The sequence below is a fragment of the Rickettsia endosymbiont of Oedothorax gibbosus genome, assembly GCF_936269705.1.
In the GTDB taxonomy this organism is placed as follows: Bacteria; Pseudomonadota; Alphaproteobacteria; order Rickettsiales; family Rickettsiaceae; genus Tisiphia.
The window spans coordinates 321,961-347,658 of the sequence record NZ_OW370493.1; the positions used below are offsets into that span (position 1 = coordinate 321,961).

The following is a 25,698-nucleotide window of genomic DNA, read 5'->3' on the forward strand; positions in this document are numbered from 1 at the left end:
AATAAAATATAGGATAATGGTTGTCATCCCTGCGTAAGCAGGGGTCTTAGATCATAGTACCCTACAATTTTTATTCTATAAGTATTAAGCAGCATAAAAACGTCATTGCGAGCTGATGTATCCCCACGAAATTAAGCACGACAAAGCTCCGTCTTTATAATAGATGCCAGGGGTTCTACCAATGGTTTTATGGCATGCAAATAATTAAATTCAATAATAAATTTCCCAAGGGTAAAATACGAATAAATCTTTTTATCTTTTACTGTGTTAGGTTGGAAAATTCTTTGCATACCTTGGCTATAGCCTACCACACCTATAACCCAATATGCCATAATAACAATGGCAGATAGTAACATTAAAACTCCCCATCTATTCACATCTAAAGTTCGAATATATCTTCCAGCAAGACCAAATTGATGACTTTTTATCACTCGAAACGTCTCCTCTATTTGCATACGTTTGCTATATAACCTCACTATTTCCGCTCCCTTATATTCATCAGAACTTAAGTTAGTTACCAATATCCAAGGTTCTTTTGCAGCTTTGTTATATGAACCATTTGCTGTTTTACTGCTAGTACGATTCCTGCTAACCTTCTGCACTCGACCCTTAGGGACTTTGCAAGTTGTAACCATTCTGCAGGAATATTTATGAGCTTTGGTTAGCAGAATCGTACCACATTCCATCGTTTTTGAACCAATTGATGGCATGAAATTTTCAACTGATATCCAATCCTCATTCTTAGCTAATTTTAAATCTTTTCCTTGTCGTACCCGACACACCCAACTCCACCCTTGTTTTTCTATTTCCTTAAACCATTCAATATGAAAGCCAGCGTCCATAATCACAATAACCCTTTTTCCATCAGGTATTATACTCTTTAATTTATTTAAAAATTCTACCGTTCTGCCCTTTAATTCACCTTCTTCAAACACATCTTGATACAAAGGTAAACTCATCCCTCTTGTACAAAATTGAGCACTTAGCATTTGTACCATGCGATCATCTTTAAGATAACATAAATCAATCACAACACTGTCATCATTAGAATGCTTGATAAACTCAAATATGAAATATGATAAAGCACTATAGAGATTATCAACCTCGTTATATAAATGTTTGTTACCTATACATCTATCAACTTTTTTTATTTTATGTTTTATTTTACTATCACCACTCAAGTTCCTGCCAATTGCACTCAAAGACAAATTCTGACTATATCGCAAGCCTTCTGCAACATCAAGTAACGCATTTAAACGATTATTATGTATAAAAGGACAATGTTCTTTTATTACTTCATTTAATACTGTTTTTACATCCATAACTATACTAATTCTCATGGATTGCTTCGTCGCTACTAAAGTAGTTCCTCGCAATGACGCTTATCGGTCAGCTTTTTTACTCATCATAAGGAAATAAATAAAAAATTGTAGGGTACTATGCTATTTTACCATCTGGTAATAGAGTAACAAAAGAATAATAGCCAGAATTATCAATATCTAATTGTTTACTAACCCATTGCACCATTCTTTTTTGGTAGATATATTTTACCTCATAATTAGGGATAGATAGTTCGTAAATATCTTGTTCTGACATCTTGGCTGCAGGATTTAGATAACCACTAAATAATAATAAGCTAAATAGCCCTTCTGGTTGTCTGATATCAGCAAAATTTATATGTTTAGTAATAGAAGAAGTAATAGTTTTACCTGCAACTAAAGCCTGAATATCTGTTTGCATCTCATCTGAGAGCAATACATGATCAATCCAATCAGTCCCGCCACTATCAATCCAATAATGATCCAGCTTGCCTTTACTTGCCAAACATTGCATAATCGACCATGGATTATAAATGACTTCTCCACCAAAATTATAGCCATTATACCAATTTTTAATTTCTTCTGGCTTTGTAGTGGTTGGTACTTTAGTTAATAATTCATCAACTTCTGCTTGAGTAAATCCGTAACTGCTAGAAAATCTTTCATCTAGTAAACTACATTCAGTTAAATTATTCAAATCTGAAAACAAATTAGCCTTAGCAACACGCAATATGCCGGTAATAACACCTTTTTGTAATGAATCATTGGTTTTAAGACTATTGCCAAATATTGCATGAAATAGAGATAGTACTTCCTCAAACTCTTCTGCCTTACTGCCAAATTTCATATATGCACTATTAATTGGCGTATCATATTCGTCAATTAGTATATAGACCTTTTGATTAAAATGTTTAAAAAGTAAGTCACTTAAAAATTTTAAACTATTTTTAATGTCATCTTCTATGAACTTGCCTGTAAAATATCTTTGTAATATTTCCTTTTGTGCATCAATCAATAATTTTTCATCTTGTTTTATATAACGCTCTAAATAACGATGCTTGGCAAATAAATTAATTATTTGACTTTTAATTCCCACCTCAATTTCTTCATAATTACTTCCTCTAACGCCCTTAAAACTTATAATAATAACTGGGAATTGACCTTGGTAATCAAGCATAATCTCTGAGTACTTTGCTATTTGTAAAGGTTGTAGTAATCTTTTTTTACCACTAGTTAATCCTAAATCTACCTCTCCACCAGCAAATAGTTTATAGTTCACTCTTTGTTCTTGTGGTATAGGATTGCCATGTTGATCTACCTCTATCTCAAAAAATCTCCGCACCATATCCATATTTAAGCTCTTCCCCCACCGCCTTGGGAGGGTGATTAAGGTGACTTTACCACTATCTTCTAACAACTCCTTGATCATTAGACTCTTATCAACAAATATGTCGCTATTAAGCAACAAATCGTAGAAATCATCGGTACCAACAAATATTCTTGGTTGATAATTAATATTATTTTTATTTTTTTCTTCTATCATTGTTTTCACGTATTCCTTCCAACTCTAATATCCATTATACTACTATAACCTCAGTTTGATGTAAGAGGAAGGTTGAGATTGTTTAATTTTCCAAAAGCTACAGAAATTTTATTAGGCTTAAAAACATAGGCAAGCAGTCCAGCTAATACGTTAGTTTGAAAATTCATAACAGATCTGTGCCTTGTATGGTCTATATGACAAAGGTTTTTTAGTTGATCGTTAATGGTTTCAATAATATACCTTTTATTTAAAAACCGCTTTTTAATAGGATCTATTATTCTTTCTTTCATATTACTTTTAATTTTTGTTATTAGTTCTAAACCTTGATTAGCAAGGGATTGAGTGAGTTTTTTACTGATATACCCACGATCACCAAAAAGCCAGCCTTGTAATTTATCTACTAAATTTTCCACCACTGCTCTATCATCAACATTTCCTGGAGTTAAAGAAAAACTCATAATCTCTCCGCAACTGTTAATGACAATATGTAGCTTACAACCAAAGAACCACCCAGTGGAAGTCTTACCTCTTTTTGCTATGTCTTTGAATACTTTATGTCTATTAATTCTTAAATTATGGCAAGCAGGAAGTTTAGTAGAGTCGATATAATATTGACCAGTTTGTTTTCCTGATAGGCTTTTTAGCAGTAACACCATGGGCATGAAGCTCATTGGCATTAACTGAACAAAACGACTATAGCTCACAAGTTTTGGAAATTCCTTTCTATAACTTTGACATAGGCAGCATAAATAAAAATCTTTAAAGGTACGGTAGTGACTCAAGTGAAACATTACTATAATAGTAATAATCTCTGAGAGTCCTATACTGCAAACTACTTTACGCTTACGGTTAGGATTTGGTAATATATATTTATTTTGCTCCGTATCAAAATGCTTGCAAAAATCATCAATTAAGCAGAAAATCTCCGTAAGAGGGATCATAATATATTCTCCAATTTTGTTGTTATTATTCGAGAACTTTATAATCCCTCCCTTCTTACTTTTCAAATATTCTTTCTAACAAACTGGTTTGAAAGAAGGTTTTATTTTTACCATAGCTCACCACCAACAGTTTGTTTATGTTATTACATAATGCTTAGCATTTTGTTTGGTGCTTACGTCAAACTCAGGTTACTATACTACTTTTTTATTCTCCACTAATAGCTAATTAGCAAAATTTTTATAATTTTTTGTTTTTTTATAGTGAATTAACCTGAATTAACACCCAGTACGATATAATTATGCAGCCTTAGAAAATGTTATAATTTCAGTGCCGTTGGCAGTTATAGTCAATTCAGGAGAATTTGGGGCTAGGAGCGATGGAGCGACGCTTATAAGAATAGGCGAGCGACGAGCGACAACGTCCCCAACTTCTCATCAATTGACTATAGCAATATCTGGCAAATGATCGCTACTACTTGCGTAAACATTTTTCATGATTTTTCTAAGATTTTCGATATCTTGTAACTTGTTAAATTTGACAGCAATTTTTATACAAGCGGCAATCCAAAAAATGCTCAGAAACGGATTGCTTCGGAGGCTTACGCATCTTCGCAATGACAAAAATTTACTCTTTTGCTCTTCTTATCCTACTCTATTTTTATTATTAATTCAATCTACAACTATAGTACTAGTGGAGTACTATATGGGGCAAATCAATATGAATGGCATACAAAAAATAAAACAGCTATACTCCGTAATGTAAACACTGATAGTACAGTATTTTGTGATAAAATAGAATAATATAACTGAGTTTATAGCTGTATAATCAATTGATGAGAAGTTGGGGACGTCGTCGCTCAATGTTCGCCTATTACTTATAGGCGTCGCTCCATCGCTCCTAGCCCCAAATTCTCCTGAATTGACTATATACTGATATCAGGCTGCAACTTGATTTTTCTTTTATAATCTTTTTCAAAACGTCTTACCATCAAATATGCTAATATCACAAAGAAAATAAGATATATCATGGGGAATAATTTAAAGTTTAGATATCTCATTAATACTAGACATACATAATTTGCACTGCCAGACATCAACATTGACCCCATAGTATGCCCAAGACTTATTGCCCGGTAGCGATCATTAACAGCGAAAGCTTTGACCATAGTACCATGGGCAAGAGCGTTGAAAGGGGCAACAAAACAAGCAAGCATTAAACAAGAGCCTAAAGCCAGATTAACCATTTGATAGTTAACAGAAATAATAAATAATAGACTAGCTACAAGAGTAGCAAATAGACTGATCTTAAACACTATCATTTGATTAAATCGATCAGCAAATAAGCCAGAAATAGGCATAGCAATTGCAAAACACACAGTTATCAGAACTGAAAAAACACTCATAATAAAACTAGTTTGTGGTAGAATCATAGGCAAATATTGTTTCATAAAGATAATGGGTAGTTGATAGGTCACACCAAATCCACCAGCAAGAAATACTACCATCAAAATAATCCGCCACTGTTTGTTAACTAAAGCAGCTAGGCTTTGAACCCTTATTCCATTTGCTTGATTTTTCTTAAATTCCGGTGTTTCATCTAATTTACGACGGAAATATAGAGTAATTAAAGCTAAAGGTAAACTAATTAAGAAAGGAATACGCCAACCCCAATCTGGAAAAATATGGGAACTAAAAAAATTGGTTGCCCCAATTCCTAGTAATAAGCCTAAAACTCCAGTACAACGAGTTATCGCCGAAGCGGTATATCGATATTTCTCTCCTAAATGTTCGATAACGTAAATAGCTGCTCCGTCATATTCTCCAGCTACAAAAATACCTTGCATAATGCGGCACAAAACCAAAATTACCGTACTCCAAACCCCAATAGACGAGTAGTCTGGCAAACATCCTATAATCATAGTAGGTATCACAATTCCTATTATAGTAATAGTTAACGCCGTCTTACGCCCATAAATATCCCCTATACGTCCAAAAATTAGCGAACCAATAGGTTTTGAGAGATATGCCATCGCATAAACAGCAAAAGCATTTATTAGACTAGTTATATAATCAGTATTTGGAAAGAATTTTGTTGCAATAATTCCAGCAGAAAAACCGTATAAACTATAGTCGTAATATTCAACGATTGTTCCTAGGAATGCTCCGATAATTTTATTTTTTGTTTTTTCTTTCACTTTTCATCTTATTTAAGCTCCTTCAGCTAGTAGTTTATTTTTCACTGAAGGTGATAAGTTAATATTAAGCTCCTTTAAAGCTTTTTCATCAATATAATCAGGAGCATTAATCAATAAATCTTCCGCCTGTTGATTTAGTGGAAAAGCTATCACCTCTCTAATATTGGTTGAATCGGTTAATAACATAACAATCCTATCTATGCCAGGGGCTATTCCACCATGTGGCGGAGCACCAAATTTAAATGCTCTGATCATTCCACCAAATCTTTTATCAACAATTTCTGGAGGATATCCAGAAATCTCAAAAGCTTTATACATTATTTCCGGTTTATGATTTCTAATTGCTCCACTAGATAATTCAATACCATTACAAACAATATCATATTGATATGCTTTAATGGCAAGTAGATCATCTACTGTTTTAGCTGATTCTAATATCTCCATACCACCTTGGGGCATAGAAAATGGATTATGGCTAAAATCTATTTTTTTAGTTTGCTCATTTAATTCATAAAATGGAAAATCTATTATCCAACAAAACTCAAAACAATCTTTTTTAAGTAAAGCTAAATCCTCGCCTAATTTAGTTCGAATCTTACCAGCAAGTTTAGAGGCTTTATCAACTTTATCACTAGTAAAGAAGACAGTATCACCATTTTGTAGATTTGCTAAAGACTTTAAATTTAATAATTGTTCCTCTGTTAAAAATTTAACAATAGGCCCTTTAACTTGTCCATCTTCTAGAAACTGGATGTAACCAAGCCCACTTGCCCCCTCGGAAATTGCAAATTCTGCCATTTTATCAAAGAAGCTTCTAGGTAAAGTAGAAGTTTTAGGAGCTGGTACCGCTCTTACAACAGAGCCATTTTTTATATTTTCTTTAAAAATAGCAAAATTAGATTCTCTAAATAATTCGGTAACATCGGCAATGATTAGCGGATTTCTAAGGTCTGGCTTATCAGTACCATATTTTAACATTGCTTCTTCATATGGAATTTGGACAAAAGGGGTATTTGATACTGTCTTATCAGAAAATTTGCTAAATATTTCATACATCACCGGTTCAATAGTATTAAATATATCTTCCTGCGTAACAAAAGACATTTCTATATCCAATTGATAAAATTCACCTGGCGACCTATCAGCTCTTGCATCCTCATCTCTAAAACAAGGAGCTATCTGAAAATAACGATCAAATCCTGATACCATAAGCAATTGTTTGAATTGCTGAGGAGCTTGCGGTAAAGCATAAAATTTCCCAGGGTGTAATCGGCTGGGTACTAAGAAATCCCTAGCCCCTTCTGGTGAACTGGCAGTTAAGATTGGTGTTTGAAATTCAGTAAAACCACCCTGCGTCATAATCTGACGTAGATGAGCAATAATTTGCGATCTTAGCATAATGTTATTATGCAACTTTTCACGCCTAAGATCTAGGAAACGATATTTTAACCTAGTTTCTTCGGGAGAAATTTGTTCAGAATTCACCAATAATGGTAAAGCTTCGGCATTAGACTCAATTATAAACTCACTTACCAATATTTCAATTTTACCGGTCGTTAATGAGTCATTTATTGTGTCATCAAGCCTTGCTACCACTTCACCGACAATAGTTATGACCGATTCGTACCTTAACCGACTAGCAGCATCCATTAAACTTGGGTCTTGATCAGTAAATACTAATTGGCTGATACCAAAATGATCCCTAAGATCAATAAATACCAAATTACCATGATCTCTTCTTCTATGTACCCAGCCAGATAATTTTACTCTTTTTCCGACATCACTCAATCGCAATTCATTACAATTATGCGTTCTATATTTATGCATTTTATTCAACATATTTATTTTGTTTATATACTCAAGCGATCTGAGTATATAGATATATAAAATATATCCATATTAGGCAATAGGCTTTTTATTAAATTCCATCCTTCATATATAACCTGAGTTTGACGTAAGCACCAAACAAAATGCTAAGCATTATGTAATAACATAAACAAACTGTTGGTGGTGAGCTATGGTAAAAATAAAACCTTCTTTCAAACTAGTGTGTTAGGAGAAAGAATATTTGAAAAGTAAGAAGGGAGGGATTATAAAGTTCTCGAATAATAACAACAAAATTGGAGAATATATTATGATCCCTCTTACGGAGATTTTCTGCTTAATTGATGATTTTTGCAAGCATTTTGATACGGAGCAAAATAAATATATATTACCAAATCCTAACCGTAAGCGTAAAGTAGTTTGCAGTATAGGACTCTCAGAGATTATTACTATTATAGTAATGTTTCACTTGAGTCACTACCGTACCTTTAAAGATTTTTATTTATGCTGCCTATGTCAAAGTTATAGAAAGGAATTTCCAAAACTTGTGAGCTATAGTCGTTTTGTTCAGTTAATGCCAATGAGCTTCATGCCCATGGTATTACTGCTAAAAAGCCTATCAGGAAAACAAACTGGTCAATATTATATCGACTCTACTAAACTTCCTGCTTGCCCTAATTTAAGAATTAATAGACATAAAGTATTCAAAGACATAGCAAAAAGAGGTAAGACTTCCACTGGGTGGTTCTTTGGTTGTAAGCTACATATTGTCATTAACAGTTGCGGAGAGATTATGAGTTTTTCTTTAACTCCAGGAAATGTTGATGATAGAGCAGTGGTAGAAAATTTAGTAGATAAATTACAAGGCTGGCTTTTTGGTGATCGTGGGTATATCAGTAAAAAACTCACTCAATCCCTTGCTAATCAAGCTTTAGAACTAATAACAAAAATTAAAAGTAATATGAAAGAAAGAATAATAGATCCTATTAAAAAGCGGTTTTTAAATAAAAGGTATATTATTGAAACCATTAACGATCAACTAAAAAACCTTTGTCATATAGACCATACAAGGCACAGATCTGTTATGAATTTTCAAACTAACGTATTAGCTGGACTGCTTGCCTATGTTTTTAAGCCTAATAAAATTTCTGTAGCTTTTGGAAAATTAAACAATCTCAACCTTCCTCTTACATCAAACTGAGGTTAATAATAATATATCATAAAAATCAACTACACTAATACTTGAAATCAAGTTTTTTTGCAAATTTGACTCAATAACTAACCAGCTGAAGCTGGTAGGTTGAAGTTGCGACTAGAAGTCACGGATTTACTCTAAAGAGATATTCATTACATTATTAGGCTGATGTGCATCTGAATGATTGTTAATGTAGTTATTGATTATATCATCAGTGACATTACCACTGGTTGAGCTAAAGAAGCCCCTAGCCCAAAAGTGGCGTCCCCAGTAAGTTTTTCTAATTTCAGGAAATTCTTGCTGAATTTTATATGATGAACGTCCTTTAGCTGCTTTAACAAACTGACTAATGGATATATGAGGTGGAATTTCAGCCATAATATGGACATGATCGGCAGATAATATTCCATTGATGATTTTGATACCAAGATATTCTGCTACCTGAGCAATAATTTCTCTAATTCTAATCCTGAGGTTACCTGTGAGTACTTTGTATCGATACTTAGTAATCCAAACGATATGGAAGCGGTGGTAAAATACGGTGTGGCTAGACTTACTATAATCAGTCATATATATTATTCTCTATTCAGAGAATAATATATATGATAACATTAGTAAATTGAAATATTTTAGAACAAGGACTGAAGTCTTTTCCGGCTGAAGCCGGAGGTTTTAACCAAATTTTGGGACAATAAAATATAGGACAATGGTTGTCATCCCTGCAAAAGAGATGTCATACCTGCGTAGACAGGTATCTAGCACAACTGTTGAAAGTTAGAAAAGGAAGCAGTTTTAGACCAGGTAGTTTAAAAGTCGTATATGGTAAACGTCATTGCGAGAAAGACCTTAGGTCGACGAAGCAATCCGCAAAAGTAACCAAAAATGGATTGCCACGACCTACTTGCGTGGTCTCGCTAATAGCGGAAAAGCTATCTAAAACCCGCTTTACCTTATATAGTCAATTGATGAGAAGTTGGTGACGTCGTCGCTCAATGCTCGCCTATTACTTATAGGCGTCGCTCCATCGTTCCTAGGCTCTGTGAACAAAATCTAAACAATTAAAATTTTGTTCACAGAGCCTAGCACCAAATTCCCCTAAATTGATATAATAAGGTTAGTTCTATAAGATAATTTAACATTAGACTGATAATAAACAATAAATATTTTTAGTAAAATAATATTTGTTAATAAACTACTTGAAAAATATACACTTGCTGTAATTTTGCTGTATAGTTATCTTTTATCTTTTATTTAATGTAGGATATGTCAGATAATCAACAAAAATCAATAGCAGAATTAGAATACGGGGCTGACTCCATCAAAGTTTTAAAAGGTCTTGAGGCAGTTAAGAAAAGACCTGGTATGTATATTGGTGATACTGACGATGGTTCAGGATTACATCATATGATTTACGAGGTGGTTGATAATGCCATCGATGAAGCCTTAGCTGGTCACTGTGATCTAATTAGAGTAATCCTAAATGCCAACGGCTCTGTAACAGTGCGTGATAATGGACGTGGGATACCTGTTGATATCCACGAAGAAGAAGGTATATCAGCAGCTGAGGTTATTATGACCCAATTGCATGCTGGAGGTAAATTTGACCAAAACTCTTATAAAATATCTGGTGGGTTGCATGGTGTTGGTGTATCTGTGGTAAATGCCCTATCAGAGTGGTTAGAACTTAGAATTTGGCGAGATAATAAGGAATATTTTATAAAATTTAGAGATGGAGCTACTGAAACATCACTCACACTAAAAGGGGAGTCAGTAGAAAAAAGCGGTACAGAGATTACTTTTTTCCCATCTATTACTACTTTTAGCATGATAGAGTTTAATTTTGCTACTGTAGAGCATAGACTTAGAGAACTAGCATTTTTAAATTCTGGTGTTAGGATATTATTAAAGGATCACCGTTTTGCTGAACAGCAAGAAGTAGAATTTTGCTTTACTGGTGGTGTAGAAGCTTATGTCAAATATATAGATAAAGCTAAAACTTCATTACATAAATGTATATCACTCAATACTAATAATCAGGCAACAGGGGTTACTTTTGAATTGGCAATGAATTGGAATGATTCATATCATGAAAATATTTTATGTTTTACTAATAATATAAGACAACGTGATGGCGGTACGCATCTTATTGCCTTTAAAGCAGCTCTTACCAGAGTTATCACAACTTATACCGAGAATATTGGACTCAATAAAAAAAGTAAAGTAAACTTCACAGGGGATGATACTAGAGAAGGATTGTCATGTATTTTATCAGTAAAAGTACCTGACCCCAAATTTTCATCACAAACTAAAGATAAATTAGTTAGTTCTGAAGTCCGTCCTATCGTAGAAAATGCTGTATATACTAAGGTTTTAGAATGGTTTGAAGAGCATCCTAGTGACGCAAAAATAATTATTAATAAAATTATTGAAGCGGCAACTGCTAGAGAAGCAGCCAAAAGAGCAAGGGAATTAACTCGTCGAAAATCAGCCCTTGAAATTTCAAACTTGCCTGGAAAACTTGCTGATTGTCAAGAAAAAGACCCGGCTCTTTCGGAGTTATTTATTGTTGAAGGAGATTCGGCTGGTGGTACAGCAAAGCAGGGTAGAGACAGAAAGTTCCAAGCAATTTTACCATTACGAGGTAAAATCCTGAATGTTGAAAGAGCTAGATTTGATAAAATGTTAAATTCTGAGCAAGTAGGAACGTTAATAACAGCTCTTGGGACAGCTATTGGTAATGAAGATTTTTCTTTAGATAAACTAAGATATCATAAAATAATTATTATGACTGATGCTGATGTTGATGGTTCGCACATCAGAACTTTATTGCTTACTTTCTTCTACCGGCATATGCGGCAATTAATTGATAAAGGATATTTATATATAGCTCAGCCGCCTTTATATAAGGTAAAAAAAGGCAATAACAATTTTTATTTGAAAAATGAACAAGCTTTGCAAGATTATTTAGTAAAAAATACTATTAGTGATGCAACAATTATGTTGTATGATGGACGAAAGATCAGTGGTTCTGATCTTGAGGAGATAATCAAGAAAGCTATCCGGTTCGTTACATTACTTGATCAAGTTGGCAAAAAATTTAATCGGCAAATTGCAGAATGTTTAGCTATCAAAGACTTGTTAGGTAATCAAATATTTGCGGCAGATAAGACAAATGAAATAAACCAGGCTTTGAATATTTTAAATCTTGATGATATATCACCTGATAAAACAGATTGGCAATTTGTAGTTAGCACCAATAAAATAGAATTTTTCCGCTTTGTTCGAGGACAAAAAGAAAGTAAAATTTTATCAAAAGAACAGCTTGAATCTTTTGAGTTTACTCAGCTAGCCAAATCATTTACTCCGCTTGCAGATTTATTTATTGAGCCAACAAAGTTATTAATTAAAAACCAGGAATATATTATTACACTGCCTAGTATGCTGCTGAATTATATATTGGAAAGCGGAAAAAAAGGTATAGCTATTCAGCGTTTCAAAGGTCTTGGAGAAATGAATTCTGATCAGTTAGGAGAGACAACATTAGACCCTGAAAGAAGAACTTTACTGCAAGTTAAAGTACATGAACAAGATAGTGCTGAAGTAATTTTTTCAACATTAATGGGAGATATTGTTGAACCTAGAAGACAATTTATTCAAGCAAATGCCTTGAATGTAATTAATTTAGATGTTTAAAATTTAAATCTTCTTCTGAATTGGCTCACTATTGTAGTTTAAATTAATGGTGCAACAATTTAAAAACCCTGCATGCGATGTAATTTATTTTCTGTAATCTACTAGCTAGGCTAGCTTGTTTGTGTTATTATTTACTTAATAAAGTTTATAATATATTGCTAATATGACAGTAGAATTTTTTGATAATATTTCAACCAAAGAAACTAATATTGTTAAAGATAACAATAAACCGCCGAGAATGAGGATAGGTACCGATAATTTTGAGACGTTATTGCTAAATAGTGATGTATTTGTTGATAAAAGCCTAATGATCAAAGAGTTACTGGAAGATAGTGGTGAAGTCATCCTGATCACCAGACCAAGGCGTTGGGGTAAGAGCTTGAATATGAACATGCTCCAGAAATTTTTTGAGATAGAGGTGGATGAGAGAGGTATGCCTTTACCTGAAGAGGATAGAGTAAATAACAAGCTATTTATCGGGGGTGAGGTAGATTTAGGACTGGTAACAGGTAGAAAGAAGTTACTTAAGAAATTGAAAATAGCTCAGCACACAGATGTAATATCTGAGCATCAAGGTCAATTTCCGGTGATTTTACTAAATCTTAAAGATGTAAAAGGCAGTAGTTATCAGGAAATAGAACTAGGTATTAAGGATCAGGTGATAGAATTATTTGCAAATCATCATTACTTAAATCATCATGTAACAGAAGATACAGGACTATTAAATAATGCCCAAAAAGAAAAACTAAGGAGATATTTTGATGGGAAACTTGAGAAGAACGATTTAAAAGATAGTTTACGGGTTTTGAGTGAAGTACTGTACAAACATTTTGGTCAAAAAGTTTACATATTGATCGATGAATACGATACGCCGATCAATAGTTCGTATATTAAATTTGGTAACAAGCCAGAAGAGTTTGAACAGGTACTTGAAATGTTTCGCGGAATGTTTGGCAGTAGTTTAAAAACTAATCCTTATTTAGAGAAAGGGGTAATAACCGGCATATTACGAGTTGCTAAAGCTAATTTATTTTCGGATTTGAATAATGTTAGTGAGTATAGCTTGCTTGATGAAAAATATTCTAAGTTCTATGGTTTTACTCAAGCAGAAGTTGATGAGTTATTAACTCAATGATAGGTAAGCCACTAGTTTGACTAGTGAGACCATCAAGGCTTGGCCTTTAGATTTAGTATAAAATAAAAAGTTATCATATATAACTTCTTTGGCTTGACGGTCAAAGGAGAAAATATATGACAACATACGAAAGTTTAAATCATTCTAAATGGGATTGCAAATATCATATTGTGTTTATTCCAAAGTGTCGTAAAAAAGAATTGTACGGGAAGGTTAGAAAATATCTTGGGAACGTATTCCATGAGTTAGCTTTTCAACGTGGGAGCAAGATCATAGAGGGGCATATGGTACAAGATCATGTGCATATGCTCATCAAGATTCCTCCTAAATATTCTGTAGCTGAAGTAATAGGCTATATCAAGGGGAAAAGTGCTATAGCCGTTGCTAGGCAGTTTGGTGGACGAAAACGTAATTTTAATGGAGAAAAGTTGTGGGCTAGAGGTTATGCGGTCTCAACTGTAGGATTTGAAGAGAATCAGATCAAACACTACATTAAGAATCAAGAGCAACTTGATAGTTTAGGCTCTGACGAATCAGGAGAATTTTAATTAACAATGGCAGCCCTTTGGGCTGCTCATAACCGTCAAGCCCCTCGCTTTGCGAGGGCGTTCTGACTAAAGTGCCAACAGCAACTAATCCTGAACAAATTAAAGCTTGGTATAATGGTTATAATTTTGGTGGGGAGATCATCTATAATCCATGGTCGATTATGCAATGTTTGGCTCATAAAGGCAAGCTTGACCATTATTGGCTTGATAGTGGGGGGACGGGTCTTGTTGATAAAGCATTATTGTCAGATGGAATGCAGGAAGATTTACAGAGCTTAGCTGCCGGAAAGGCTATTATCTCACCGATTGTCAAACAAATTAGTTTTGCTGATATCAACAAACCAGTAGGATTATTTAGCTTGTTGTTATTTAGCGGTTATTTAAACCCTGTTGCTAAAAAACCAGAAGAAGATATTTACGAATTGTCGGTACCAAATAAAGAGGTACGATATATATATAATGCCAGAATGCTCCAATGGGTAACTGATCAGTTACAAATCGATCACTCTCGATATTATTCTTTTGCTACTTTGCTGCCGGCAGGTAAAATAGAACAATTTAAAGAAAGATTGCAAGAATTATTACTCAATGCTACTAGTTTTTACCAAACTGGCGAGAAAAAAGCCGAGCTATTTTATAGTGGTTTTATGCTAGGTTTGATTAATACTTTAGCTTCCGACTACATAATAGACAGCGAAAGAGAGACTGGTAGCAGTAGGGCTGATATTATGTTGATACCTAGAGCTGGAAAGCAAGACAATGCCATTATTATTGAATATAAAATATGCAAGTCTGCTGATATTTTAGAATCTGTTGCCAAAGAAGGGCTAGATCAAATAGCAAAAAAACAATATGAGGCTAAAATAAAAGAATACTCCCATGTTCAGAAAATCATCAAAATTGCTATAGCGTTTCGCGGTAAGGAAGTGGCACTAGAATATCAAATAGCTCAGGTCTCTTAGGCACAACTGTTGAAAGTTAGAAAATTACAACTAAAGATTGTATGAACATAAATATGTCCTCAAGCCATCATTGCGAGGAGCAGCTAAAAGCGGCGACGCGGCAATCCAAGAAAAAGTGAATAGAAAGGATTGCTTCGTCGGTCTGGCGACCTCCTCGCAATGACGGTTTTTCAATTATTGTTTTCTTAAACTGACGCTTATGTGTTCCATCGCTCCTATAGTTAATTCAGGAGAAGTTGATGCTAGGAGCGATGGAGCGACGCCTATAAGTAATCATAGTACCCTACAATTTTTGTAAAGATGGTATTAGGATAGAAAAAAGTTTTTGTTTGGGAGGTATTAATAATGTGGATATTAGCTGCGTTATGGCTGTTGTAGATTGATAAAAAGCATTTTTGATATGATCAAAGCCATAGGTAAATAATGAAAACAATTGTCTTTCAATGGTTTTGTACCGTTTTATTCGGATGGGATTTAAGGCATTTTGTATTATTCCATTTTTGACTATTAAAGCTGAAGCAATAGCAGTTATCACTAATAATTTTTCAAATCTATCCAATTTTACAATGTGACTTTTTTCAATATCAAAACCACCGCTTTTTAGGTGCAAAAATAGTCGTTCAACACTCCAACGAAATTTATATGTATAATGGTTCCAATATTTTGGACAGAAAAATGAGATAGAATTCTTTAGCAAACAAGGAGAGCTAGAGATGAAAAAACAAGTAAGGCAATATAGTGCTGAGGAGAAAGCCAAAATTGTCATAGAAGCAATTAAGGGAGAGCTAACAATAGCCCAGATAACCAGTAAGTATGGTGTTCATGCAACACAGATCAGTAACTGGAAAAAACAAGGTCTTGAGTTGTTAGTACAAGGTTTTAAGAATAAAACACAGAGTGCTGATCCAAATCAGCAGGGGTTAATCAAGAATCTATATGAGCAAATTGGTCAGTTAAGCGTTGAGTGTGACTGGCTCAAAAAAAAATCTGCATTGTTTGGAATTAAAGGTTAGGTGTAATATGATAGAGCCTAATCATAATAAGTTAACAATTGTACAACAGTGTAAGTTATTGGATATTAGCAGGTCAACCTATTACTATCAACCTACTGGTATTAGTGAACAAGATATCAAGATTATGGCAATAATTGATGAGACCTATACTATGCATCCATATTATGGTATGCGGCGGATGGCTAAATATTTACAAGCCCAAGGTTTTTTGGTAGGTCGTAAAGCTGTTAGACGTTACTACAAGATAATGGGTCTTGAAGCTGTTTATCCTAAAATAAATTTAAGCAAGAGGAATCAAGCGCATAAAATATATCCTTATTTACTAAAAGGATTAGAAATAGTATTGCCAAACCAGGTTTGGAGTGCAGATATAACGTATATAAGACTGAGCCAAGGGTTCGTATATTTAGTAGCTATTATTGACTGGTATAGTCGTTATATTCTAAGTTGGCGAATCTCCATTAGTTTGGAAAGTGAATTTTGTGTAACAGCCCTTGAAGACGCTATAGAAAAATATGGTATGCCAAAAATATTTAATACTGATCAAGGAGTACAATTTACCTCGGAGAATTTTATTAGTATGCTAAAGCTACATAATATCTTGATTAGTATGGATGGTAAGGGACGAGCCTTAGATAATATTTTTATTGAACGTTTTTGGCGATCATTAAAACAGGAAAAAATTTATCGGATTATTTTAACAACAGTAAAGGAGGCAAAGACAGCAATTAACGAATATATGGACTTTTATAATAGACAAAGGATGCATCAAGCTTTGGATTATAAAACTCCAGAATGTGTATATTTTGAAAAAAATATTGTATAAAAACAACAATTTAATTTTTGTGAATTATATCTCTATTTATCTAAATTTTTGTCTAGACAAAGGGGACCACCTTAATTTATTCACAAATTCACTAAAACTATAATTCTTTTCCTGTATTTCAGGTATTTTAATTGCTTCTTGTGTCATATTCTAGAAAATTAAAGTTTTATTAATATTCATCCTTATAGACTCCCCACAATATTTTCTTAGGTAGCCACCCAGTATAATTTTTACAACGTACTTGGCAATGATCTTTTTTGCATTTATTAAGTAAGCAACGAACTTGATTACTTACTTTTGCAATAATTTTATTTTGATCATCAGGCACTTTAGTAAGTGCTGCCAACTCTGGGCTTACCACAATTACCGATCTTTTACCGGATAATATGCTGGAATGCACCCATCCCCCTTCTCCTTTTATGTCCTGAATTTGCCTCCATTGTTCATACTCTGTAATAATTTCTACAGGTTCCCCTTTTTTGATAAACACCCATTCTATAGGGGCTCTTATCGTAGGACCAACTCTAGCATTTACCTCATTAGCCTTTATCGAGGCAAATCTAGGTACAGGTAACCTTTGATCATCGGCATTTGTTAGCAAAGGTATAGTGGCTAAAATAAGCCCAATCCAAATATATAGCCCCATATATAGTTTTTGTTGTAATAGTAGCAGTAATTTGATCGCCATGAGTAACACACCTAGTATTTCTCTGAGTCATTTTCTTCCAATTCGTGCAATGCATCATCTCGTTTAGCTATTACATAATTACCTGATCTAAATTGCCCTTTGATACGATTTATTTCATATTCACTCAAACCAATAAACTTTAAAATTGTTCCACCGAGTTGCAAACCAGTTTCGTAATTTCCTGGGATAATTGTGGTTGCCCCAGCATCATAAAATTCTCTAGCATTTTGTAGATTTTTTAATCTTACAATAACCTCAAGATCTGGAAAATTACTTGAGATCGTTCGAAGAGATTTTTTGATAGTAACCTTATTATTCATTGTAAGCACTAGAGCTAAAATCCTTTCTGCTCCGACGGCTTTTAGCGTATCAATTTGTGATACATCTCCCCTAAAAACTGGAAATCCATTAGCTGTTTCTTCTTTGACAATCTCGTCATTAACATCTAATGCTATATAGTTGATTCCTTCAGCTTCTAGCACCAATGCCACCATCTTACCAACACTACCAAAACCAGCAATTATTATATGGTTTGTTAAATCTCTTGCCCCCAGTTCTATAATTTGTATTGGAGTTTTGCCAAGCTGCTTATCAAGTTTTTCAGCAAGTTTCCTACCTAAAATTGCTAGTAATGGAGTTAATGCCATGGTACATGTCACCACTAATAAAAGCACATTGGCAGTACTCTCTTCAATAACCCCAGTTTCTTTACCAAGACCAAACAAGATAAAAGCAAACTCCCCACCTTGTGATAATAATAAACCGGCATGCAATGCCACTCCCCGATTGAAACCAAATAAGATACAAAAGGCGGTAATAATTAATGTTTTTACCATGATCAAGGCAACAGTGCAAGTTAGGATAGTTGATATTTGAGCGTATATTTCTTGTGCGTCAATATTCATACCAACGCTCATAAAGAATAGTCCTAACAATAAGCTTTTGAAAGGATATATACTTTCTTCCGCTTGCAATCGAAAATCTGTTTCTGCAACCAAAACCCCCGCAACAAAAGCTCCTAAAGCAAGTGATAGACCAAAATATTCTGTTGCCCAAGCAGCTGACAAAACTACCAATAAAGTCATGGAAATTGGCAGCTCGTTTATATCACCATTTTCTGATGAAATGAACCCAAACAAAGGTCTTAGAAATACCCTCCCTGCAACAAATATAGCAAATAGAGCTATAATAGCCTTAAGCAAAGCTATCCCTAGAGCTGATACTAAAGAAACTTTACTATCGCTAGCAAATAGCGGTACAAGACCTAGCAGTGGTACAACTGCTAGGTCTTGTAATAACAAAATAGCTAGGGATATACGACCCAATTGAGTCGCCTGGCTACGGCTTTCTTCAATAACTTGCATGACAAGTGCCGTCGAGGATAAAGCAAGACCACCCCCAATAATAATTGCAGCACCACTATTACCGCTAATTAGAGCAACAGCAGCAGCAATTATTATAGCGGTTGTTAATACTTGCAGTGAGCCAAGACCAAATACATACCTCCTCATTATCTTTAATCTTTCAAAAGATAATTCCAAACCTATAGCAAAAAGCAAAAAAACTACTCCGAATTCTCCTAATAATTTTGTCTGATCATAGGTTACAATCCTGAATCCATTATCACCAATTACCGCTCCGGCAATTAAATACCCCAAAACAGGACTGAGATTAAGACGTTTCAGTATTGCTACAACAAATACAGCAGTTCCTATTAAAATTATAATATTGATAAGAATATGTTCTTCCATTTATACCTTTTCTTCAGAAGTTATTTATATATAGTCAATTGATGAGAAGTTGGGGACGTTGTCGCTCAATGCTTGCCTATTACTTATAGGCATTGCTCCATCGTTCCTATCCCAATTTCTCCTGAATTGACTATACATTATTTTTTAACTACACTAAGTAGTTTTCAGTAAAAAATCTAATATTTTAAATTTATTTTTTCCCCACATCTCTTCTAATTTAAAATGCTCTCTAGTTTCTGGGTAAAAAATATTCACTAATATATCTCCAACGTCTATTAACACCCATTCAGATTTTCCAAGCCCTTCAATATTAGTACTGATATTAGCTTGATTCTTTAACTCTAAAGCTAAATATTCAGCAATTGCCCCTACATTTTTAGTTGAACGTCCGCTTGCAAGAATAATATATTCAGCTAAGGTGGTTTTTTGCTTTATATCTATTACAACTATATCTTCTGCTTTTTTTTCTTCTAAACATTTAACGACAAACTCTTTTAATAGTTCAATATTTTTTATCATAATTACCCTTTTGTTTTTTTCGAATCTAAGATGATGGCTTTTTTGTAAAGAATTAATTATTGCAGGCTATAAATTTTTGCTATATTCTGCATAAAAAGTTTTAAAAAATGGCAATATCTATTACAGAACTTGAACAGATTATACGTTATAGTTTTCCAAATGCCAAAATAAAAATCATTGATCTAGCTGGGGATCAGGATCATTATTCCTTAGAAATACAAGATGATGCTTTTTGGGGAATCAGTCTCATTAATCAGCACAAGATGGTAAAAAAAGCTTTAGCAGAAATATTGGATAATAATAAATTACATGCTATCACTATCAAAACTATCAATTCTCCATTAAATAATTAGTTATCGTAAGTAACCTCCTAGGCTCTGTGAACAAAATTTAAAATTCGGTAGCACTTCCCAAGCTTTTATAATATAATGCAGCTAATGATAAATGTATATAGCTAACTCGACTAGCATTACGTCATACCATAGTAAGACGTTGTTGCGAGAAGCATCCTAACTAATAGCGGGGTAATAGACCTATTACATAACCTAAAGATAATTGAGGAATTTTTAGGAAAAACGAAGTCGAGTACCGCGGCGGACGACAATGTACGTAAGGAACGGAGACGAGTTTTGACAACAAAATTACCAATTAGATTAGGTTAGGCAAGAGGTCTAATGCTGATCTGGTTAACTATAGCAATAAATTAAGCATTCGTAGCTCAGCTGGATAGAGCGTTGCCCTCCGAAGGCAGAGGTCGTTGGTTCGAATCCAATCGAGTGCACCATTCTATACTGCACCCATTTGTCTAGACCAAATTTTTATAAATGATCCGTTTTTTTAATTTTTTTATCTATAAAATACAGATATCTTTTTTTACATTTTATAATACACTTCAGCTGGTATTTTATACTGTAAACTTTGATGTCGTCTTTGGTAATTATACCAAATAACAAAATCTTTTATTACTATTTCTAATTCCCTAATACTACTTGGCTTATAGTAATATATCGCTTCTTGTTTCAAGGTTCTCCAAAGCCTCTCAACATATATAGTTAATTCAGGGGAATTTGGTGCTAGGAGCGATGGAGCGACGCCTATAAGTAATAGGCGAGCGACGAGTGACGACGTCACCAACTTCTCATCAATTGACTATATATTATCAAAGCATCTACCCTTATGATCCATACTAATTTTTATATCTCTAGAACTTAACTCTTTAATAAAATCATTACTAGTAAACTGCACCCCTTGATCGCTATTAAAAATCTCAGGATTGTGCTTTGTTAATGCCTCTCTAACCTGAATATTGCATGAAAGAATAGAGACAAAACCCTTGTAATACTATATAATATCAGTGTTAAAAGAAGATTACATAGAGGGTTTTGCCATGACAAATTGTACAGGATTAATTTACCAATCGAAAGTAAAAAATCGTCAAATAGAAATAAATTTCACAGGAGGTAATATTAGTAGCGATGGAGGTGTATTATTGCTAAGAGAAGCAGATAAAAGACTTGGTCTAACTAATGAACTGGCTAAGATTTTTCCTGATAAGCGAGATTCTGATAAAATTACTCATACTATTTTAACAATGCTCAAACAGCGTATTTATGGTATTGCTCTTGGTTATGAAGATTTAAATGATCACGATAATTTAACCTGAGTTTGACGTAAGCACCAAACAAAATGCTAAGCATTATGTAATAACATAAACAAACTGTTGGTGGTGAGCTATGGTAAAAATAAAACCTTCTTTCAAACCAGTTTGTTAGAAAGAATATTTGAAAAGTAAGAAGGGAGGGATTATAAAGTTCTCGAATAATAACAACAAAATTGGAGAATATATTATGATCCCTCTTACGGAGATTTTCTGCTTAATTGATGATTTTTGCAAGCATTTTGATACGGAGCAAAATAAATATATATTACCAAATCCTAACCGTAAGCGTAAAGTAGTTTGCAGTATAGGACTCTCAGAGATTATTACTATTATAACCTCAGTTTGATGTAAGAGGAAGGTTGAGATTGTTTAATTTTCCAAAAGCTACAGAAATTTTATTAGGCTTAAAAACATAGGCAAGCAGTCCAGCTAATACGTTAGTTTGAAAATTCATAACAGATCTATGCCTTGTATGGTCTATATGACAAAGGTTTTTTAGTTGATCGTTAATGGTTTCAATAATATACCTTTTATTTAAAAACCGCTTTTTAATAGGATCTATTATTCTTTCTTTCATATTACTTTTAATTTTTGTTATTAGTTCTAAACCTTGATTAGCAAGGGATTGAGTGAGTTTTTTACTGATATACCCACGATCACCAAAAAGCCAGCCTTGTAATTTATCTACTAAATTTTCTACCACTGCTCTATCATCAACATTTCCTGGAGTTAAAGAAAAACTCATAATCTCTCCGCAACTGTTAATGACAATATGTAGCTTACAACCAAAGAACCACCCAGTGGAAGTCTTACCTCTTTTTGCTATGTCTTTGAATACTTTATGTCTATTAATTCTTAAATTATGGCAAGCAGGAAGTTTAGTAGAGTCGATATACGTCAATTCGGGATAAGGATATTGTGAACATGTAGATTAAAATCAAATTTTGTTGAAGGTTTATTTTTCTTTAATGAGTAAGCAACAAGAGTAGATAATATATGGACAAAGGCATTTATTGGTGATCTATGTCTAGTATGTTCAAGGTTCATTTTATTTTTTAGATAATCAAAAACTGTTTCAATTAAGTTACGCTTTCGAAGTAAGATTTTTTCTTTCAAATCCATTAATTTATTTTCCATATTCTTCTTAATTCCATGAATCATTTTTAAGCCTCTTTCATATAAATTTAAGAACAAATTTTGCTTAATATAACCTTTATCAGCTGCTATAATTCCAGTTAATCTTTTTGTTAACTCCGGTACTGGAACCCTATCATCTACATTGCCTTTGGTCACTTTTAATGCCATAAACTCCCCTTTATTATTGATTATTACATGTAATTTAAAACCATAAAAATACCCCATAGAGGATTTACTATGTTTGGCTAATCCTTTAAAAACTTTATTGCTATAACGCCTTTTATTGTGACAAGCTTTAATCGTTGTAGAGTCAATAAAATAAATACCTGTTTCCTCACCAAACAACAAATGAATCAACATATTTAGCGGTATGAATAATCGTGCCATTAATTCAACAAATCTATTATAACTCAAGGCTTTGGGAAAATCATCCTTATGCATGCACTCTATATAACTTTTATAGAAAAATTTAAAATTCTTAGCATAGGATGTATGAAACATAATTATTATTGTTAACATTTCACTTAGACTCATGCTACAACAGCGATTTCTTTGCTTATTTGATGGTAATAACTTTCTCTGTTCATACTCCAAATAAATTTTACAAAAATCATCTATAAAACTATATAATTCTGTGATATCTTTTTTCATGCCTGTAGTTTGTTTTTTTGTTTAAAAATATAAATACTGCAGGCACTCCTTTTTGACAATCCTTTTATCTATTACTATTTCATCTATATCTTATCCCGAACTGACGTAATATAATATTGACCAGTTTGTTTTCCTGATAGGCTTTTTAGCAGTAACACCATGGGCATGAAGCTCATTGGCATTAACTGAACAAAACGACTATAGCTCACAAGTTTTGGAAATTCCTTTCTATAACTCAATGATAGGTAAGCCACTAGTTTGACTAGTGAGACCATCAAGGCTTGGCCTTTAGATTTAGTATAAAATAAAAAGTTATCATATATAACTTCTTTGGCTTGACGGTCAAAGGAGAAAATATATGACAACATACGAAAGTTTAAATCATTCTAAATGGGATTGCAAATATCATATTGTGTTTATTCCAAAGTGTCGTAAAAAAGAATTGTACGGGAAGGTTAGAAAATATCTTGGGAACGTATTCCATGAGTTAGCTTTTCAACGTGGGAGCAAGATCATAGAGGGGCATATGGTACAAGATCATGTGCATATGCTCATCAAGATTCCTCCTAAATATTCTGTAGCTGAAGTAATAGGCTATATCAAGGGGAAAAGTGCTATAGCCGTTGCTAGGCAGTTTGGTGGACGAAAACGTAATTTTAATGGAGAAAAGTTGTGGGCTAGAGGTTATGCGGTCTCAACTGTAGGATTTGAAGAGAATCAGATCAAACACTACATTAAGAATCAAGAGCAACTTGATAGTTTAGGCTCTGACGAATCAGGAGAATTTTAATTAACAATGGCAGCCCTTTGGGCTGCTCATAACCGTCAAGCCCCTCGCTTTGCGAGGGCGTTCTGACTTTGACATAGGCAGCATAAATAAAAATCTTTAAAGGTACGGTAGTGACTCAAGTGAAACATTACTATAATAGTAATAATCTCTGAGAGTCCTATACTGCAAACTACTTTACGCTTAAGGTTAGGATTTGGTAATATATATTTATTTTGCTCCGTATCAAAATGCTTGCAAAAATCATCAATTAAGCAGAAAATCTCCGTAAGAGGGATCATAATATATTCTCCAATTTTGTTGTTATTATTCGAGAACTTTATAATCCCTCCCTTCTTACTTTTCAAATATTCTTTCTAACAAACTGGTTTGAAAGAAGGTTTTATTTTTACCATAGCTCACCACCAACAGTTTGTTTATGTTATTACATAATGCTTAGCATTTTGTTTGGTGCTTACGTCAAACTCAGGTTATTATAGTAATGTTTCACTTGAGTCACTACCGTACCTTTAAAGATTTTTATTTATGCTGCCTATGTCAAAGTTATAGAAAGGAATTTCCAAAACTTGTGAGCTATAGTCGTTTTGTTCAGTTAATGCCAATGAGCTTCATGCCCATGGTATTACTGCTAAAAAGCCTATCAGGAAAACAAACTGGTCAATATTATATCGACTCTACTAAACTTCCTGCTTGCCATAATTTAAGAATTAATAGACATAAAGTATTCAAAGACATAGCAAAAAGAGGTAAGACTTCCACTGGGTGGTTCTTTGGTTGTAAGCTACATATTGTCATTAACAGTTGCGGAGAGATTATGAGTTTTTCTTTAACTCCAGGAAATGTTGATGATAGAGCAGTGGTAGAAAATTTAGTAGATAAATTACAAGGCTGGCTTTTTGGTGATCGTGGGTATATCAGTAAAAAACTCACTCAATCCCTTGCTAATCAAGCTTTAGAACTAATAACAAAAATTAAAAGTAATATGAAAGAAAGAATAATAGATCCTATTAAAAAGCGGTTTTTAAATAAAAGGTATATTATTGAAACCATTAACGATCAACTAAAAAACCTTTGTCATATAGACCATACAAGGCACAGATCTGTTATAAATTTTCAAACTAACGTATTAGCTGGACTGCTTGCCTATGTTTTTAAGCCTAATAAAATTTCTGTAGCTTTTGGAAAATTAAACAATCTCAACCTTCCTCTTACATCAAACTGAGGTTATAACAGAATAAAATATTTATAATATAGTCAATTCAGGAGAAGTTGGTGCTAGGAGCGATGGAGCGACGCCTATAAGTAATAGGC

Annotated in this window: 22 protein-coding genes, 1 tRNA gene and 7 pseudogenes; 14 read left to right on the forward strand and 16 right to left on the reverse strand. The window is 33.6% G+C overall.

Features of this window, described 5'->3' with window-relative positions:
• Positions 1-131: 131 nt before the first annotated feature.
• The 3 genes from NBW66_RS01735 to NBW66_RS01745 form a co-directional block, all read right to left on the reverse strand.
• A complete protein-coding gene (locus NBW66_RS01735) occupies positions 132-1,322 on the reverse strand; it encodes an IS4 family transposase (RefSeq protein ID WP_250311566.1) in 1,191 nt (396 codons plus the stop codon).
• Positions 1,323-1,437: 115 nt separating this feature from the next.
• A complete protein-coding gene (locus tag NBW66_RS01740) occupies positions 1,438-2,862 on the reverse strand; it encodes an AAA family ATPase (RefSeq protein WP_250311567.1) in 1,425 nt (474 codons plus the stop codon).
• Between the two features lie 50 nt (positions 2,863-2,912).
• The gene (locus NBW66_RS01745) at positions 2,913-3,803 is read right to left on the reverse strand and encodes an IS982 family transposase (RefSeq protein WP_250310807.1); all 891 of its coding nucleotides are present in this window, start codon (positions 3,801-3,803) and stop codon (positions 2,913-2,915) included.
• Between the two features lie 328 nt (positions 3,804-4,131).
• Here NBW66_RS01745 and NBW66_RS01750 point away from each other — a divergent pair, with 328 nt between their 5' ends.
• Positions 4,132-4,269: a hypothetical protein gene (locus tag NBW66_RS01750; protein WP_250311568.1), complete on the forward strand. Its 138-nt coding sequence runs from the start codon at positions 4,132-4,134 to the stop codon at positions 4,267-4,269.
• Positions 4,270-4,726: 457 nt separating this feature from the next.
• Here NBW66_RS01750 and NBW66_RS01755 read toward each other — a convergent pair whose 3' ends face one another.
• Both NBW66_RS01755 and aspS read right to left on the reverse strand, forming a co-directional pair.
• Complete coding sequence (locus tag NBW66_RS01755) at positions 4,727-5,998, reverse strand: MFS transporter (RefSeq protein ID WP_250311569.1); 1,272 nt, start codon at positions 5,996-5,998, stop codon at positions 4,727-4,729.
• A gap of 12 nt (positions 5,999-6,010) precedes the next feature.
• Positions 6,011-7,825, reverse strand: coding sequence for an aspartate--tRNA ligase (gene aspS / locus NBW66_RS01760; RefSeq protein WP_250311570.1), 1,815 nt, complete (start codon positions 7,823-7,825; stop codon positions 6,011-6,013).
• A gap of 307 nt (positions 7,826-8,132) precedes the next feature.
• Here aspS and NBW66_RS01765 point away from each other — a divergent pair, with 307 nt between their 5' ends.
• On the forward strand, positions 8,133-9,023 hold the full coding sequence (locus NBW66_RS01765) for an IS982 family transposase (RefSeq protein ID WP_250310756.1): 891 nt from the start codon (positions 8,133-8,135) through the stop codon (positions 9,021-9,023).
• A 126-nt stretch (positions 9,024-9,149) separates the two neighbouring features.
• On the opposite strand, the gene tnpA (NBW66_RS01770) is transcribed toward NBW66_RS01765, so the two are convergent.
• On the reverse strand, positions 9,150-9,587 hold the full coding sequence (tnpA, locus tag NBW66_RS01770) for an IS200/IS605 family transposase (RefSeq protein ID WP_250310592.1): 438 nt from the start codon (positions 9,585-9,587) through the stop codon (positions 9,150-9,152).
• Positions 9,588-10,280: 693 nt separating this feature from the next.
• On the opposite strand from tnpA (NBW66_RS01770), the gene gyrB reads away from it, so the two are divergent.
• The 4 genes from gyrB (at position 10,281) to NBW66_RS01790 (ending at position 15,355) form a co-directional block, all read left to right on the forward strand.
• Positions 10,281-12,710 (forward strand): DNA topoisomerase (ATP-hydrolyzing) subunit B, encoded by a 2,430-nt coding sequence (gene gyrB / locus NBW66_RS01775; RefSeq protein ID WP_250311571.1) that lies wholly within the window; start codon positions 10,281-10,283, stop codon positions 12,708-12,710.
• 163 nt (positions 12,711-12,873) lie between these two features.
• Positions 12,874-13,845 carry an AAA family ATPase gene (locus NBW66_RS01780; protein ID WP_250311572.1) on the forward strand — a complete coding sequence of 324 codons (972 nt, stop codon included), beginning with the start codon at positions 12,874-12,876 and terminating at the stop codon, positions 13,843-13,845.
• A gap of 116 nt (positions 13,846-13,961) precedes the next feature.
• The gene (gene tnpA, locus NBW66_RS01785) at positions 13,962-14,393 is read left to right on the forward strand and encodes an IS200/IS605 family transposase (protein WP_250310729.1); all 432 of its coding nucleotides are present in this window, start codon (positions 13,962-13,964) and stop codon (positions 14,391-14,393) included.
• A 71-nt stretch (positions 14,394-14,464) separates the two neighbouring features.
• Entirely contained in the window at positions 14,465-15,355 is an 891-nt protein-coding gene (locus NBW66_RS01790; protein ID WP_250311573.1) for a PD-(D/E)XK nuclease domain-containing protein, read from the forward strand.
• Between the two features lie 283 nt (positions 15,356-15,638).
• On the opposite strand, the gene NBW66_RS01795 is transcribed toward NBW66_RS01790, so the two are convergent.
• The gene (locus NBW66_RS01795; protein WP_250311574.1) at positions 15,639-16,052 is read right to left on the reverse strand and encodes a hypothetical protein; all 414 of its coding nucleotides are present in this window, start codon (positions 16,050-16,052) and stop codon (positions 15,639-15,641) included.
• A gap of 16 nt (positions 16,053-16,068) precedes the next feature.
• Between NBW66_RS01795 and NBW66_RS01800 the strand changes: the two genes are divergently transcribed.
• Both NBW66_RS01800 and NBW66_RS01805 read left to right on the forward strand, forming a co-directional pair.
• Positions 16,069-16,368, forward strand: coding sequence for a transposase (locus NBW66_RS01800; RefSeq protein WP_094649795.1), 300 nt, complete (start codon positions 16,069-16,071; stop codon positions 16,366-16,368).
• Between the two features lie 7 nt (positions 16,369-16,375).
• Positions 16,376-17,194, forward strand: a complete 819-nt coding sequence (locus NBW66_RS01805; protein WP_250311575.1) for an IS3 family transposase — start codon at positions 16,376-16,378, stop codon at positions 17,192-17,194.
• A 169-nt stretch (positions 17,195-17,363) separates the two neighbouring features.
• Here NBW66_RS01805 and NBW66_RS01810 read toward each other — a convergent pair whose 3' ends face one another.
• The 3 genes from NBW66_RS01810 to rsfS form a co-directional block, all read right to left on the reverse strand.
• Positions 17,364-17,882 carry an SH3 domain-containing protein gene (locus NBW66_RS01810; RefSeq protein WP_250311576.1) on the reverse strand — a complete coding sequence of 173 codons (519 nt, stop codon included), beginning with the start codon at positions 17,880-17,882 and terminating at the stop codon, positions 17,364-17,366.
• Between the two features lie 11 nt (positions 17,883-17,893).
• Entirely contained in the window at positions 17,894-19,633 is a 1,740-nt protein-coding gene (locus NBW66_RS01815; RefSeq protein ID WP_250311577.1) for a cation:proton antiporter domain-containing protein, read from the reverse strand.
• Between the two features lie 153 nt (positions 19,634-19,786).
• Complete coding sequence (gene rsfS / locus NBW66_RS01820; RefSeq protein WP_250311578.1) at positions 19,787-20,152, reverse strand: ribosome silencing factor; 366 nt, start codon at positions 20,150-20,152, stop codon at positions 19,787-19,789.
• Positions 20,153-20,259: 107 nt separating this feature from the next.
• On the opposite strand from rsfS, the gene NBW66_RS01825 reads away from it, so the two are divergent.
• Together NBW66_RS01825 and NBW66_RS01830 are read left to right on the forward strand one after the other, a co-directional pair.
• Entirely contained in the window at positions 20,260-20,505 is a 246-nt protein-coding gene (locus NBW66_RS01825; RefSeq protein WP_250311579.1) for a BolA/IbaG family iron-sulfur metabolism protein, read from the forward strand.
• Positions 20,506-20,859: 354 nt separating this feature from the next.
• Positions 20,860-20,936, forward strand: a tRNA-Arg gene (locus NBW66_RS01830).
• Positions 20,937-21,025: 89 nt separating this feature from the next.
• On the opposite strand, the pseudogene NBW66_RS01835 reads toward NBW66_RS01830, so the two are convergent.
• A pseudogene (locus NBW66_RS01835) lies at positions 21,026-21,202 on the reverse strand (integrase core domain-containing protein); the annotation flags it as partial.
• Between the two features lie 105 nt (positions 21,203-21,307).
• Positions 21,308-21,451, reverse strand: a pseudogene (locus NBW66_RS01845) (IS3-like element ISWpi17 family transposase); the annotation flags it as partial.
• 55 nt (positions 21,452-21,506) lie between these two features.
• On the opposite strand from NBW66_RS01845, the gene NBW66_RS01850 reads away from it, so the two are divergent.
• Both NBW66_RS01850 and NBW66_RS01855 read left to right on the forward strand, forming a co-directional pair.
• Complete coding sequence (locus NBW66_RS01850; RefSeq protein ID WP_250311580.1) at positions 21,507-21,815, forward strand: transposase; 309 nt, start codon at positions 21,507-21,509, stop codon at positions 21,813-21,815.
• A gap of 184 nt (positions 21,816-21,999) precedes the next feature.
• Positions 22,000-22,146: pseudogene (locus tag NBW66_RS01855) on the forward strand (IS982 family transposase); the annotation flags it as partial.
• 3 nt (positions 22,147-22,149) lie between these two features.
• Here the strand turns inward: NBW66_RS01855 and NBW66_RS01860 are convergent.
• From NBW66_RS01860 to NBW66_RS15185, 3 genes and pseudogenes are all read right to left on the reverse strand, one after another.
• Positions 22,150-22,707: pseudogene (locus NBW66_RS01860) on the reverse strand (IS982 family transposase); the annotation flags it as partial.
• 2 nt (positions 22,708-22,709) lie between these two features.
• Entirely contained in the window at positions 22,710-23,600 is an 891-nt protein-coding gene (locus NBW66_RS01865; RefSeq protein WP_250310582.1) for an IS982 family transposase, read from the reverse strand.
• 95 nt (positions 23,601-23,695) lie between these two features.
• Positions 23,696-23,845 (reverse strand): annotated as a pseudogene (locus NBW66_RS15185) (IS982 family transposase); the annotation flags it as partial.
• Between the two features lie 113 nt (positions 23,846-23,958).
• Between NBW66_RS15185 and tnpA (NBW66_RS01875) the strand changes: the two are divergent.
• Complete coding sequence (tnpA, locus tag NBW66_RS01875) at positions 23,959-24,390, forward strand: IS200/IS605 family transposase (RefSeq protein WP_250310729.1); 432 nt, start codon at positions 23,959-23,961, stop codon at positions 24,388-24,390.
• 65 nt (positions 24,391-24,455) lie between these two features.
• Here the strand turns inward: tnpA (NBW66_RS01875) and NBW66_RS01880 are convergent.
• Positions 24,456-24,668, reverse strand: a pseudogene (locus NBW66_RS01880) (IS982 family transposase); the annotation flags it as partial.
• Between the two features lie 188 nt (positions 24,669-24,856).
• Here NBW66_RS01880 and NBW66_RS01885 point away from each other — a divergent pair.
• Positions 24,857-25,609, forward strand: a pseudogene (locus NBW66_RS01885) (IS982 family transposase); the annotation flags it as partial.
• Positions 25,610-25,698 lie beyond the last annotated feature (89 nt).